This is a genomic window from Paenibacillus algorifonticola (genome assembly GCF_000971975.1).
Lineage (GTDB): Bacteria > Bacillota > Bacilli > Paenibacillales > Paenibacillaceae > Pristimantibacillus > Pristimantibacillus algorifonticola.
Genome location: NZ_LAQO01000008.1, coordinates 1 through 14,384, shown reverse-complemented (window position 1 = coordinate 14,384; position 14,384 = coordinate 1). Strand labels below are relative to the sequence as shown.

Annotated in this window: 12 protein-coding genes; 10 read left to right on the top strand and 2 right to left on the bottom strand. The window is 51.0% G+C overall.

Annotation, left to right across the window (positions count from 1 at the left end; genetic code table 11):
- Positions 1–49 precede the first annotated feature (49 nt).
- Entirely contained in the window at positions 50–1,252 is a 1,203-nt protein-coding gene (locus WH37_RS16285; protein ID WP_046231678.1) for a sialidase family protein, read from the bottom strand.
- 433 nt (positions 1,253–1,685) lie between these two features.
- Here WH37_RS16285 and WH37_RS16280 point away from each other — a divergent pair, with 433 nt between their 5' ends.
- From WH37_RS16280 to WH37_RS16260, 5 genes are all read left to right on the top strand, one after another.
- Positions 1,686–3,266, top strand: a complete 1,581-nt coding sequence (locus WH37_RS16280; protein ID WP_046231677.1) for an extracellular solute-binding protein — start codon at positions 1,686–1,688, stop codon at positions 3,264–3,266.
- Positions 3,267–3,386: 120 nt separating this feature from the next.
- Positions 3,387–4,334: an ABC transporter permease gene (locus tag WH37_RS16275; RefSeq protein ID WP_052737014.1), complete on the top strand. Its 948-nt coding sequence runs from the start codon at positions 3,387–3,389 to the stop codon at positions 4,332–4,334.
- 11 nt (positions 4,335–4,345) lie between these two features.
- Positions 4,346–5,218 carry a carbohydrate ABC transporter permease gene (locus WH37_RS16270; protein ID WP_046231676.1) on the top strand — a complete coding sequence of 291 codons (873 nt, stop codon included), beginning with the start codon at positions 4,346–4,348 and terminating at the stop codon, positions 5,216–5,218.
- Between the two features lie 21 nt (positions 5,219–5,239).
- Positions 5,240–6,586, top strand: coding sequence for a four-carbon acid sugar kinase family protein (locus WH37_RS16265; protein WP_046231675.1), 1,347 nt, complete (start codon positions 5,240–5,242; stop codon positions 6,584–6,586).
- Positions 6,587–6,625: 39 nt separating this feature from the next.
- Entirely contained in the window at positions 6,626–8,422 is a 1,797-nt protein-coding gene (locus WH37_RS16260) for a sigma-54-dependent transcriptional regulator (RefSeq protein ID WP_046231674.1), read from the top strand.
- A 214-nt stretch (positions 8,423–8,636) separates the two neighbouring features.
- On the opposite strand, the gene WH37_RS16255 is transcribed toward WH37_RS16260, so the two are convergent.
- Positions 8,637–9,467 carry a sugar phosphate isomerase/epimerase family protein gene (locus WH37_RS16255; RefSeq protein ID WP_046231673.1) on the bottom strand — a complete coding sequence of 277 codons (831 nt, stop codon included), beginning with the start codon at positions 9,465–9,467 and terminating at the stop codon, positions 8,637–8,639.
- Positions 9,468–9,863: 396 nt separating this feature from the next.
- Between WH37_RS16255 and WH37_RS33670 the strand changes: the two genes are divergently transcribed.
- From WH37_RS33670 to WH37_RS16230, 5 genes are all read left to right on the top strand, one after another.
- Positions 9,864–10,919: a copper amine oxidase N-terminal domain-containing protein gene (locus WH37_RS33670; protein WP_052737013.1), complete on the top strand. Its 1,056-nt coding sequence runs from the start codon at positions 9,864–9,866 to the stop codon at positions 10,917–10,919.
- A gap of 227 nt (positions 10,920–11,146) precedes the next feature.
- Positions 11,147–11,671 (top strand): VanZ family protein, encoded by a 525-nt coding sequence (locus tag WH37_RS16245; protein WP_046231672.1) that lies wholly within the window; start codon positions 11,147–11,149, stop codon positions 11,669–11,671.
- Positions 11,672–11,856: 185 nt separating this feature from the next.
- The gene (locus WH37_RS16240; protein ID WP_074904804.1) at positions 11,857–13,299 is read left to right on the top strand and encodes a nicotinate phosphoribosyltransferase; all 1,443 of its coding nucleotides are present in this window, start codon (positions 11,857–11,859) and stop codon (positions 13,297–13,299) included.
- 85 nt (positions 13,300–13,384) lie between these two features.
- Complete coding sequence (infC, locus tag WH37_RS16235; protein WP_046231671.1) at positions 13,385–13,873, top strand: translation initiation factor IF-3; 489 nt, start codon at positions 13,385–13,387, stop codon at positions 13,871–13,873.
- Positions 13,874–13,976: 103 nt separating this feature from the next.
- Positions 13,977–14,279, top strand: coding sequence for a hypothetical protein (locus WH37_RS16230; protein WP_046231670.1), 303 nt, complete (start codon positions 13,977–13,979; stop codon positions 14,277–14,279).
- Positions 14,280–14,384: the final 105 nt, after the last annotated feature.

Sequence of the window (14,384 nt, the reverse complement as noted above, 5' to 3'; positions counted from 1 at the left end):
TCTTCACGTTATTAGTAAACCTAATGCTGCTTATATAAAAGGGGGGGCTTTATTCCATCGGAAAGTTGTCCCATGGCCATTTATTTTTGTGGACGCCCCGTACCCAGTCCTCGGAGAAGCTGACATATTTAATATGCGTCCGGTTCCCGTATGCAAAGCAGGCATGGATCATGCCGTCCTTTGACTGAATGAGAGACGGGTATTCATAACGCCGATTGTATTTGCTGTTCAGTTCACCGCAATAATGATCGCCCGTTTCGATATGCCGCATATAAGGCCAGGTCGCGCCTTCATCCTCAGAAATTGCAATTGTGACAGGAACGCGCTCGTAAGGCCAGACGACGACATCCGGAGCTTCATTAGCACGACAATGGTTAAAAATAATGGCAATGCCGCCGCTTTGCAGCCGTATCGCACGAATCGAAGCATTGTTGTTAGGCAGGACGGTACGCTCTGGCACGGACCAGCTTTCCCCGCTATCTTCGGAGCGGCTCATATAGATGTAATCAGCATTGCGGCTGCGGAAAAAAACGACAAGCCTGCCCTCTTCCAAATCTACGATGGAGGGGTGAACGCGTCCTTTGCTGCCGGGAATTTCCACCTCTCGCCAGCTTTCTCCTTGATCATCCGATAGATGCACAGAACTGTAGTCATAGCCGAACTGCCTCGTCCCATCCAGGCTGCTGTACCAGACAGGATACAGCCAGCGGCCGCTCGCGAGCACCGTAACAGGATGACGGCTGAATGTACCTGGCTTCTCGAATAAGGGAGCGCTCTCTCCCCAAGTATAACCGCTATCAAAGGAAATTCGGCGCTGTACCTTAGACGTATGCTGCATGGCAAAGGGCCCAGATACTTCCCCGCTCCTAAGCTTGGCCTGCCACTCCTCAAGCGTACAGCCGCGCGTATCCATCGACGTATGAATGGCCCACAATCCCCCATTCGGCGCTTGGAACAGCGACGGGTTCTGATCAGATTTGTTGAAATCATCCGATAGTCGCAGCGGTACGCTCCACTTCGACTCCTTCGCATTCAGGCGGGAGAGGAACACTTTAATATCGCCGGCCCCTTCATCCGAGCCCCCAAACCAAATGCACAATAAATCGCCATTAGCCAGCTCGATTAAAGCGGGAGCATGATTGGAAGGCTGATCAGTGGGCAGCATCGCCTCAATCATGTCCGATTCATGATCCAAATAACATTGTCCCTCAGCCAGCATTTTTTTGAGGTTAACGATCTGTGTGTGGTCCATCCTAAAAACCTTCTTTCGTTCATAATGGCAATACTGTTGCTAAATGAAACGAAACGATAGGGAAACTAAATGAAATAAATAAGTAAGCGCTTTAATTTCATGCTACAGCCTTTATTTTTCAAAGTCAATGCTCTATTTCCATTAGAAAATGAGGCATCTAAAGCTATGAAGCTTCAACTAAAGGAGGAGGAATCGCTACTGAATGTTGCAAATACCAAAAGGAAAACTTCCCCATAAGTCGTTATGTAGAAAAAACTATTGCATTTTGCTCTATTTTGCGATAATTTAAATACAAGAAAGCGATTACATCTTACGGGAGGCCAATCAATTTAAAGAAAAGTGTTGTAATAAGCAACATTCAAGTATGTGGAGATGTTCAAATTGTTAGCGCTTACTTTTGCAAGCCAAATGACAATTGGGGGAGAATGCTCAAATGAACAACAAATTGAATTGGAAATCCGTTACAACGATGTCGATGGTACTGCTTCTTGCACTGACTGCTTGCTCTAATGGCGGGAATAAGGCAGCTCCTTCGGCTTCAACGGGTACGGACCAAGGATCGGCCGAGGGAACGACAACCTTTTCCTATATGATGGCGGGAAAATATACGAATTGGCTTCAGGATTTGAATTGGTACCCGGTACTGGAGGAAAAGACGAATACGAAGGTTGAGCTGATTAATGGTGGCGAAGATGATGATGCTTATAAGAAAAATCTGGAGCTCAAAATCGGGTCCGGCCAGTTCCCGGATTCCGGCATCGTCTCGCTGGCACAATCTGAGGTGTACGGTGGCCAGGGGCTGTTCATTGATCTAAAGCCTTATATTGATAAATTTGCGCCGAACATTAAAGCTTATCTGGATGCGAATCCGGATTACGCCAAGCTGATGACGACGAAGGATGGCGAAATTTTTGGCTTGGCGCAGGAATATCCGACGATATCCAATGTAACCTTTTATCGGGCGGATATGTTTGAGAAGGCGGGCATTACGGCGAACCCGACGACGGTTCAAGAGTTTACGGATGTGCTGAAAAAGCTGAAAGAAACGTACAAGGACAAAGCGAATTTTTACCCGTTCACAGGGCGCGACGGCTACTTGAAGTTCCAGGAAGCTTTTGCGGCTAATGACAATATCGTCGATGGCAAAGTGCATGGCATTTATGAGAACGGCAAAGGTTCAGACATTTATTCGCCGGGCTTTAAATCGCTCATCGAGTGGTATGCGCAAATGTACCAAGATAAGCTCATTGATCCAGAATGGGTAGCTGGTACCGCGACAGAGGAATCGTGGCAGACGAAAATGCTGACGGGCCAAGGCGCAATCAGCAGCGACTTCTTCACACGCCCATCGTGGTTCATGAACAACGGCGGACCAGACAATGATCCGAAATACAGCATTAAAGTGATGGATCCGTTCAAAGATGCCAATGGCAATCAGACGATGCTGCCTCCAGCAGAGGAAAAATACAGAATGGACCGGGTATTTGTCATTAATGAGAAAGCGGAAGACAAAGCGGAAGGTATTATCAAATTCATGGATTACATGTTCTCGGATGAAGGCAGAACGCTGATGGATTACGGCGTAGAAGGGAAGTCCTACAAGGAGGAAGGCGGCAAGAAGGCATTTACCGTCAAATTCGAGGAGCAGGGCAACAAGCCGATTGGCACGCCGGTATGGAACTTCCTTCAGGATCGCCTGACGTTCCCGGTGCCCGTCAATAATGAAGCCTATTACCAATGGATGGACGATTTGACGAAATCGTTTGCGACAACGTTTTTCGACAAATACACGTCGAAGGAATTTAGCTCGTTGAAATATTCAACGGATCAATTGAAAGAAAGAACGACGCTTCTTGCTAATGTGAAGCAGGAGTTGAACGCGGCACTCGTGAAATTCATCAGCGGCCAGCGCAGTCTGTCGGAGTGGGAAACATTCCTTGGCGAAATGGAGCAAGCAGGCTACAAAAAGCTGACCGAAATCGACCAGGCCGCATACGACGCTATTTCTAAATAAAAAAGCATGGTGAAAAAGGCTAGCGCAGCTTCTTTTTCACCAAGCTTTAGGCGGCTCCTCTCGCTCTGGCGTGCGGGGAGGGAGGGGCGCCTTTCATTTTGAATCCAGAGGTGGGCTGAGATGAGCTCGATCGTAAAACCGACAACATCGAAAAACAGCGGACTGCTTAAGCGGATGTGGGACGCCAAAATATTATATTTGATTTTGCTGCCGGGCTTGATTCATTTAATTCTTTTCAAGCTGCTGCCGCTGTTCGGGCTGGTCATTGCGTTTCAGGATTACAGCATTTTTAAAGGCATACTGGACAGCAAATGGATTGGCATCGAGCATTTCAGCAAATTCATGAGCGACCCTTATTTCTGGAAGCTGGTCAGAAATACATTGCTGCTCGCTTTTTTCAATCTGCTGTTTGTGTTTCCGATCCCGATCATTTTCGCCTTGTTCGTCAATGAGGTGCGGTTGTCGGCGGTGAAGCGTTTCGTGCAGACGCTCAGCTTTTTTCCTTATTTTATTTCGTCTGCGGTTATCGTTTCGATCCTGTATAAAGTGCTGTCGCCGCAGGGTGGACTGGTGAACCAAATGCTGAATTTGGCAGGTTTTGAAAGCGTATTCTTTATGGCTGATCCCGGATGGTTCCGCCCGCTGTATGTCATGCTCAATGTGTGGCAGCTGTTCGGCTACAGCGCCATTATTTATATGGCGGCGATGACGAGCATCGACCCGCATCTGTATGAGGCGGCGGACATTGATGGCGCGAACCGGTTCAAGAAAATTATTAATGTGACGCTGCCGTCGATTTCCAGCACGATTGTCGTCATGTTCATTTTGGCTATCGGCCAAATTTTGACCGTCGATCTGGATAAAATCCTGCTCATGTACAATCCAAGCATTTACGATACGGCGGATGTCATTCAAAGCTACGTGTATCGCCAAGCATTTGCGAGCGACGGTTTCCCGAATTACAGCTTCGGCGCTGCCGTTGGCCTGATGCAGTCTGTCATTGCTTTCGTGCTGGTCATGATGGCGAATAAAGTATCGAAAAAATATTCCGAGTCCCGGTTGTTCTAGGAGGCGGCAAGATGAAGAAGTTTAGCTGGTTCGATCTGATCAACAACACTTTGCTTGTCCTTGTCGCCTTGCTGTGCGTATACCCGTTCGTACTCATTATGGCTACTTCCTTAAGCGACGGCAAAGCAGTCGTGGCAGGCTCGGTGTATTTGCTGCCCAAGGGCCTCAATCTCGAAGCGTACAAATATATTTTGGGCAATGAACGGCTTGGCGTAACGGCGGGGCTGCTGAATTCTTTATTTTATACGGTCGTTGGCGGCTTTGTAGCGGTGTTGGTAACGTTTATGACGGCCTATCCGCTGTCGCGCAAAAGGCTGATTGGACGCTATACCATCATGCTTCTGTTTCTGTTCACATGGGTGTTCGAGGCGGGCATTATTCCGAACTATATCGTCTATAACGGGCTGGGGCTGGTCAATTCCTGGCTGGTCATGATTTTGCCGATGGCAGTCAACACCTTCCTGCTCATTATTACAAAATCCTTCCTTGACGAGCTGCCGTATGAGCTGGAGGAGGCGGCGGTTATCGATGGCGCGAACGATTGGCAAATTATGTGGCGGGTGTTTTTCCCGCTCAGCAAGCCGATTATTGCAACGATCAGCGTATTTAATGCGGTCTACATTTGGAACCAGTTCCTCATTCCGATGATTTATTTGCAGGATCGCAGCATGCAGCCGATTACGGTCATTCTCTACAATATGATTATTAATTCCAGCAAGGGCGGTACTTCGCTTGAAAATATTACAGTAAACGGCGTACAGCTGCTGCCGCAAAATCTGCAAGCGGCCTCGATTTTTCTCGCGGTTGTGCCGATTTTGCTCATCTATCCGTTTACGCAAAGGTTTTTCACGAAAGGGATGCTGCTTGGTTCGGTCAAAGGCTGATCTTGGACGCGGGGTGATGACTTGAAAATTGCAATAATCGCAGATGATTTTACAGGTGCTAACGACTCTGGCGTTCAGTTCGCAAGAAGCGGCCTCAAGGCTTCGGTGCTGCTTAAATTTGCGGAAGATGATGCCGCAGCCCTTGATGACGACGTTGTAATTGTTGATACGGACAGCCGTTCGCTTGGTGCCCAGGAGGCGTATGATCGCGTACGGACGGCGGCTGAATTTGTGAAGGCAAAGCCATTTGATGTGATTTTCAAAAAGGTGGATTCGACGCTCAGAGGCAACTTTGGTGCAGAATTCGATGCGTTGCAGGACGTGTTTCAGCCGGATTTTATCGTCTGTACACCTGCATATCCGGAATACAACCGTATGGTGCGGGACGGTTCCTTATATTTAAACGGACAATTGCTGCATGAGACGGAATTTGCGCTTGATCCAAAGACGCCAATTACCGTCTCCAGCATTCCTGAGCTGATCCGCAGGCAATCTAAGCGTGCAGCAGCCTTGATTACGAGCGCTGATATGGTGCTTGGTCAAGCGCATTTGGAGCACAGGCTTGCTGAGCTTGCTGCTGAAGGCTGCCATTATCTCGTATTTGATGCGCAAAGCGAGCAGGAGCTGCGTGGAATTGTCCGGCTATTCGAGGGGCTTGATTATCGCGTCATTTGGGCAGGCTCAGCTGGCTTGGCAGGGTGTTTAACAACTGTTGCCGGTACTGCTCATGAAACGGTGTTGGAGCTAGCAAGGAGTGCTGCCCCAGTGCTGGCTGTTATCGGGAGCGTCAACTTCAAGACGCGCCAGCAGCTGGCTTTGCTGCTAGCTGAGCCGCAGGTTGCCGGCATCCGGATGGAGGCGCATGTGACCGTTGCACCTGATGCGGCTTGCAACGCGGAGCTAAAGCGCATATACGAAGCAGCGGCACTTGCCTTGCAGCAGGGAAAGCCGGTCGTGCTTTATTCCTCCGGCGAACAAGAAGAAATCAGGCTTGCAATGGAAGCCGGAAGCAAGCTGGGCATGGGACAGACGGAAGTTAGCGACCGAATTGCGGAAGCGCTCGGCCGCACGGCGGCAACTTTGGTGGAGGCGTATGGATTGAACCGGCTTATCTTGACAGGAGGCGATACGGCGAAGCAATTTTGCCGCTTCGCCGGAATGGAGAAGTTCCGCCTGCAGGGCGAAGTGGAGACGGGCGTGCCGATTGGGTTATTTTCAGGAGCAAATGAAGTGTATGGGGTAACGAAGGCAGGCGGCTTCGGCTCCGAGGATGTGTTCGTCCGCACGCTGCACATGCTGCAAGGAGGAGGGGGCGTGGGCACGCCTTACCCTGCCGGGCACAATACTGTTCATTCGGATCGCGTTTAGCTATAATGAGTGTATTAAACTGCAACGGTGATGATGAGGATGAAAATAAAAATAGTAGTAGTAGCCCCTTACCCGGGGCTCGTGGAACTGACAACAAGCTTGCGGGAAGAGCTTAAGGAATTCGAAATCAAGGTGCTGCAGGGCGATTTGTCCGAAGTGCTGCCGCTCATGAACCGCATCCATCTGGACGGTTACGATGTCATTATTAGCCGGGGCGGAACGGCCCGCCTGCTGCGCAAATATTCGTATTTGCCCGTCATTGACATTCAGGTGTCCGGCTTTGATATTATGCGGATTTTAATGGTTGTGAAGGGCTATCAGGCGAAGATCAAAATGATCGGCTTTCCTAATATTATAGAGGGTTTTATTTCCGTATCCGGTTTAATGGAGGTCGATATTCCTTATGCCTCGGTTCAGCAGGAGAGCGAGGTGGACGAGGCGCTGCAGCTTGCGAAGGCTGAGGGCGTGAAAGTCATTGTAGGCGATAACATTACGGTGCGCAAAGCGAATGAGCATGGCATGCAGGGGGTGCTGATAACATCTGGGCGCGAGTCAGTGCTTGAAGCGTTCGCTCAAGCGAAGCAAATTTATAAAGTGTCGGAAAGCTACAAGCAGAAGAAGCTGGCCTTCGAGCGGCTGCTGGACACGATGGATACCGGCTATGCTATTGTGAATGACAAAGGCATTATTCAATTTTCTAATGAGGCATTTAATACGTGGTTCCACTTGCCTGAAAATCAAACCGGGCTGTACGCCGATTATCCCGTATTCAGCCGCTATATGGCTGATTTGGAGAAGGGCGTTGCTTTGGAGCTGCTCGTGCAGCTGGATGGACAGCGCCAGGTGGCGGTATCTGGCGGCAAGATGAATGATGCTGCTGGTGACGGCATGTTTTATTTGAAGGTTCGTCCTGTAGATCAGCCGGGCTCTGGCATTACGATGATGTATACAAGCAAGCAGGATGACGCCTTCCCGCCGCTCGTGATGACCGATCATGAATTTGCCGTGCAGTCGCCTGCCGAGCGTGCTTATCCGCTCGCTGTGTTTGGCGAGACGGGTGCAGGCAAGCGGCTGTTTGCGATTAAGCGCTGGAGCTCCATGCCGCAAAGCGGCAGTGAAATGATTGAGCTGTCAATCACGAAGCGTTATGATGCAGCGGCGCTTGCTGCGTTAAGGAAGCTGCTGTCAACGGACAATGAGGAGCTTATCATTTATATTCGCGGCGTCGACCAGCTGTCGCTGGCCGATCAGCGTGAGCTGGCGCCTGTGCTTGCTGCAGCGCCGGGCAAAATCATTTTATCGTTTGACCGCAGCCCGCTGGAGCTGAAAGGCAGCAATGTGCTTGATGGCAAGCTCTGCGATACGTTTGCCGGGCGGGTTGTCGGCATGCCTCCGCTGCGGGAGCGGCTGGATGATCTGGACGAGTACATTCGTACGTTTCTCATTATGTATAACGAGCGTTATGGCAAGCAAATTGTCGGCCTGCGTCCGGAAGTGATGGAGGCGCTGCGCGCACATGAGTGGCGCGGCAATCTGTTCGAGCTGCGCAATGTCATTGACCAGTTCGTAAGAAGCTCTGATGGCGAATATGTGGAAGCGGAGCGAGTAGAGCTGCTGAAGCAGGCGGGCTCCGGCTTAGGTGCCGGGCCCCATGATGCCTCCGAGCGTCCTTCCGCTGCAGGGGGGCTTGATCTGAGCAAGACGCTTGACGAGATCGAATATGATATCATACGCACGGTGCTGGAGCAGGAAGAGATGAACCAATCCGCTGCTGCCAAGCGTCTCGGTATTAACCGCTCGACTCTGTGGCGCAAAATGAAGCCTTCCGGCTCTTAAGCAGCTGAAGCCCGCGGCTCTGTGTGCGCATCATTGATAGGGCATTTGAGCAAAAATAAGCCTTTCCCTGCCGTCTGAACGACGGTTGGGAAAGGCTTATTCTATGTGCGAGCAACAAACTATGTATGCTATAAATACGTCATTGCGTATTTAAGTCGTCAGACAGTCTAGTAGGCAGCCCTTCTCCTGTTCGCTAACTCTCCCCGCGAATGAACTAAGCGATATAAGGCTTTACAACAGCCTTCACCCGCTCCAGCCCCTCCCACATATCTCCCGGCCCATCGTAGACGAGCACGTAAGCGCCGTCAAATCCGGAAGCTTGTACCTGATTCAAGCAGCGGCTAAGCTCGGCCTCATCGGGATGTCCCTGTTCATTATTCATCGCTTTCACATGGATCGATACGCTGCGCAGAGCTGTGCGGCCAATATCCTCATATTTGGCTGGTCCGCTGAAATTTCCGAAATCGGTAATCAGATCAAGCGATTCCCCTGCATGCTCCAGCAGCTCCATACAGCTGTCGCCCACACTCGTTAGCAATTTAAAGTTTTCGGTTACGATCTTCACTCCGCGCGCAGCGCCATAGTCCGCCAGCTTGGCCAAGGCTTGGGCAGACTGGCGAATGGCCGCGTGATCAGTTGGCTCCGCTTCGCCGGCGATAATGCGGACCTGCTTGGCACCGCAAGCTGCCGCCACGTCGATCCATTGCTGCATGAGCTGATAGTCTGCCTCTCGGCGTACTGCGTCGGGAGATGTGAGATCGCCATAATCGACGAGCAGTGTGTCAAAGGATAGACATGCAGCCGAAAAAGAATCTCTTAGCTGCTGTAAATAAGCCGCATCCGTAGATGGAAAATGGAAATGGCACACCTCTATGGCTTGATAGCCTTTGGCTGCTGCAACAGCCGGCAGCTCCAGCAATGTCAGCTCCAAAGGCTGCTCATGATCCGTCGTTTGATGGGTTTGCGTCTCAGCATCCCAGGACGTCCAATGAAGCGGGCCAAGCAGTCTGTGCAAGCTCCAGCTGTTCAGCGATAAATATGACATACAACATCCCGCCTTATCTTTTCATGTGGATTAGGAGCTGCGAGGAAATTAGCGGTACTTTATTTCGTCGCAGTCTCTTACATAATAAGGTTATTGTACCACGCGCAAAATTTGCCGCAAGAGACTTTCCTTTTTTCACAAAGCCTTGCTGTGGGCCGAGAGGAACCAGGACAATGGGGGCCAAATGCATTAGGGTACGAGAATAATGTCGAATTCAATCGAATGAGGACCGAATGCAGACAAAACCCGATTTTGAATATAAGAGTCGAGGCCCTTGCCGCTGCTTCTGATTTAAGCGATGATTTTAAGAAAAGCACGGTTTCACTTTCGCTTGCTGCTGGCTAAGCCATTTTCAAGCAAGGAAATCGGGTGAGGAATGGAGTGAACGACTACACAATGAAAACATTTAAATTCGCTATGCTTCTCGGCCTTATGCTTTGCCTGCTGCTGCCTTATACGGCCTCAGCGCAGGGCGGTTCCAGTTCCAATAAAGCGATTGTTGCAAAGCCTCTTCCAGTTAGTCTGGCCTTTGACGGACAGAAGCTGGAGCTGCCAAGCGGGCAGTATGTATTCGAACATCAGAGCCGGACTTATGTTCCGGTTAGATTCGTCTCTTATGCGCTTCAAAAGGCTGTGAAATGGAATAGCGAGACAGCGTCGGTAACGGTAGCTGAGCCAACGGCGGAAGAAGCGGCAGCATTGAAAGAGCAGCTCGCTGGCGTGATTGCCGCTGTTGAGGATGATGCTGCGGCGACTGCTTCACCGGCATCGATTCGGCTTACAGCGGTGCAGGCTTCCTTCGTGTTTGAAGGGAAGGAACAGGCTTTGCCTGAGAATCAGTCCGCTTATTATTATAAAGGATCGATCTATGTGCCGCTCCGCTTTATGGCGGAAGCATCCGGCGCAACGATTAAATGGGATAGCAAGACAGGTGCCGTAACGGGTGAAACGGCCGCTTATCAGCAGGAGCAGGCCGAAGCTGGCGGGAGTGAAGGAAGCGGTGAAGGCTCGGCGGGCAGTGGCGGCACGCAGCCTGGAACCGGAGAAGGCAGCCAGCCAGGTACAGGAGGAAGCAGTCAGCCAGGTACAGGAGGAAGCGGCCAGCCTGGAACAGGCGGCGGAGTGGTCGATAATACGCCGAAGCTGGCGTATGAGGTAATTACAAGCGAGGCGGAGGCCAAGCTTGATTCGCTCAAAACCGAAGCCACCTCGACGCTGACGAATTTGTATATGTCGTTTGTAGCAGCGCGAGATGAAGCGACGAAGGAGCAAGTGAAGCTGCAGGCTCAAACTGAGGTTGCCCGGATTAAAAGCGATTTTGAAGCGATATTAGCGGATACGGCGGCCAAACTGACGGCTAACGGCCACAGCACAGCTGTAATTGCGGAGTACCGCTCCGCATTTGAGAAGGATTTGGCGACCGTGCTTTCCTATGCTGAATCGTTGGCGTAATGCCTGTATGCAATAAAAAGCTCCTTCTAAAGCGGGCAGGTCGCTACTGACCGATTTATAGCCAGTCGATGAAAGGTCCCCGGGTCCACTGTCGGGGGCTTTTCGTTTATTTTTAACGGTATCGCATTCGCAAGTTGTAGGTCGGAAGGAAAATTTGATACAATTAGGATCAATGATGAAACAATTTGTTTCAAAAGAGCGGAATGTAGGGATAGGAGCTGATCAAGGTGGAAACTAGGAGCAACCGTTATATAATAGGGATATGGCTTGTTATTTTGGCAGCCTGGATTTTGTTTGTGTTTCATCTATCCTCGCAGTCCTTCGACCAGCAGACGATTAGGCCGAAGCTGCAAGCGTGGATTGGGCAGGAGCAGCTGATCCGGATTTTGCCTGATTTGTCGATCACGTATTTAGGCAAGACGATTGAGGCCAAAGCTAACCCGTATCATTTTGTCGAATTTATTTTTCGCAAGAGCGCCCATCTATTCGTTTATGCTATGCTAGGAGCAATCTGGTTTATGCTGCTGCGCGTCGTCATGAAGGGCCGCTTGCTTGCGCCGGCGATGCTGTCGCTTCTAGCAGCGGTGAGCCTGGCGGCGCTTGATGAGCGCAACCAACTAACCAGTTTGAACCGGACTGGCAACCGTATGGATGTGGTCGTTGATTTTACAGGAGCGTGCATCGGAATTGCGGTGTGCCTGCTTCTGCTGGCAATGGTAAAGCTGTTTTACAGAAAAGGAAGGTCGCGTTAATTTGAAATATAGGAAAGGATATGATCTTCCCATCCTTTCACTATATTTCTCGGACTGAAACGCGCTGCTCCGCCAAAGGACGGCGACTGCCGTTTCACCTTGGAAGCGCTACTGTTCATCAGGCATGGACAATCCTTCTTCGCAGCTCCTGTCAGACATCATTTAGAACGGAGTGACTTGTGTCTGTGAATAGCGCAAACTTAACGCTGCATACGGATAAATACCAGATCAATATGATGTATGCGCATTGGAAAAATGGAACGGCAGATACGCCAGCCGTATTCGAGGCGTATTTCCGCAAGCTGCCTTTTGGCAATGGATATGCTGTATTTGCGGGACTTGAACGCATTGTAAAATATATGGAAGAGCTGTGCTTCGGGGAAGAGGAGCTTGCGTTTTTGGCTGAGCAGGAGGAGCGGTACGAGCCGGCTTTTCTCGAACGGCTGCGGCAGTTCCGCTTCAACGGCAGCATGTACGCGATGGAGGAAGGCACGGTCGTCTTTGCGGGTGTGCCGCTGATTCGCGTGGAGGGCACGATATTTGAATCGCAGCTTATTGAGACGGCGCTGCTTAACTTCATGAATTACCAGACGCTGATTGCGACGAAAGCGTCGCGTATTGTGCAGGTCGCGGACGGCGATACGCTGCTGGAGTTTGGGACTAGACGGGCGCAGGAGGCGGATGCTGCCGTATGGGGCGCGCGTGCCGCTTATATCGCCGGCTTCCACGCGACGTCCAATATGCGCGCTGGGATACTGTTCGGCATCCCGGCTAAAGGGACGCATGCCCACTCCTGGGTGCAGGGGCATGATACCGAGGAAGAGGCTTTCATGAAATATGCCGAGGCGCTGCCGGATCAGGTGACGCTGCTCGTGGATACGTACGATACGCTGGAAAGCGGCGTGCCGAATGCGATTAAGACGGCCCGCTGGCTGGAGAGCCAGGGCAAGCAGCTCAGCGCGATTCGCCTCGACAGCGGCGACCTAGCGCTATTGTCTAAGGAGGCGCGCAAGCAGCTGGATGCTGCGGGGCTGCCGCATGTGAAGATCGTCGCATCGAATGATCTAGATGAGACGCTGATCTTTAATCTCAAGGCGCAAGGTGCGCGCATTGATACGTGGGGCGTGGGCACGCAGCTGATTACCGCTGCGGACCAGCCTTCGCTGGGCGGCGTGTACAAGCTGACCGCACGCTGGAAGGACGGGCGTTACGTGCCCGTCATTAAGCTGTCCGCGAATCCCGAGAAGGTGACGACGCCGGGTCGCAAAGATGTGTTCCGTATCCGCAACCTGAATACGGGACTGGCGCGGGCTGATTATATTGCGTTATGCGGCGAGGAAGAGAAGCCGGACGGCAGCAGGCTTAAGCTATTTGATCCGCTGCACCCGTATATATACAAGTACGTGAACAACTACGAAGCTGTACCGCTGCTGAAATGTATTTTCGATAAGGGCAGACTGGTTTATGAGTTGCCGTCCCTTTCCCAGATTAGGCAGTTCCATCAGGAGCAGCTAAACAGCTTTCTGCCAGAAGTGAAGCGCAAGCTGAATCCGGAATTTTATCCGATTCATCTAAGCGAGAAAACGTGGCAGATGAAGATGGACCTGATTCAGCAGCATCAAGAGTAGCTGCGCGATTAGCTACATAATGAGCTGTGATTAGCTGGACTGGTCGATTAGAATAGAACTGAGCAGCAGAAAGAAGGTAATTACGATGCTGATGAATGAAAAAATCAAAGCCTCTGAGGTGGAGCTGACGGGCTTGAATGGCGAGCAGCTTGGCGTTGTTTCTCGCGCAGAGGCGCTCGCGCTCGCAAAGCAGTACAAGGCAGACCTCGTATGCCTGTCCATTATGAGCAGCCCGCCGCCCTGCAGGCTGATGGGGCGCGGTACAGCGAAGCAGGAGGCCAGTCAGGCCAAGCGGCAGGAGAAGGCGCAAGGCCAGCCGGCGAAGGTGAAGGAGCTGCGCCTGGGCATTGATATTGAACAGCATGATTATGACACAAAGCAGCGTCAGGCTGCGAAGCTGCTGGAGTCGGGCCATGCGGTGCAGCTCGTCGTGCGCGTTCAAGGAGGCAAGCAGGGGGCAGCTGGCAAGACGCTGCTGGAGCGTCTGCTCTCCGATCTGAAAGAGCAAGGCAAGCCGCAGACGGGAATTCAAGTAAGCGGCAAGCAGGTAATGGTACAAGTTAATCCGTCATGAAAAAGCGCATAATCGCCGATTTAGCATATTTTGGGATGCCCTGAGCATAAAAATCGGTTATAGTAAGCATACAGAGGTAAATACTAACGCTGAGGTGATTCTAATGCCATTAAAAATACGCATTCAAGAGCTTAAAGCTCAACTTCCGAAGGAACATCAGGAATTATCCCATTATGTAGAGCATGCCCTGCAGGCGTTGGAAAGCTTTGAATCGGAGCATCGTCGTTTCGCTGCCACACAGGCAGTAGCCGGAGTAAGAATTTCAGGCGCGGAGGAAGTTGTCTTTTACGACACGATTGCCAAAATCAAGGAAGAGCTTGTGAACACCTTGCAGAAGACAGTGGAGGACTACGTTCACAAAGGCGATAAAAATTGGAACAAAAACTTTAAAGACGGCATCGACTAGGACGCCAAGCTAACTTACACGACTATAAAAAAAATCGGCTCTTCGCTCTACTGGATGGGTACCACAGACTAGAATGGCTTCATAGATACGTTCCACTTCAAGAGA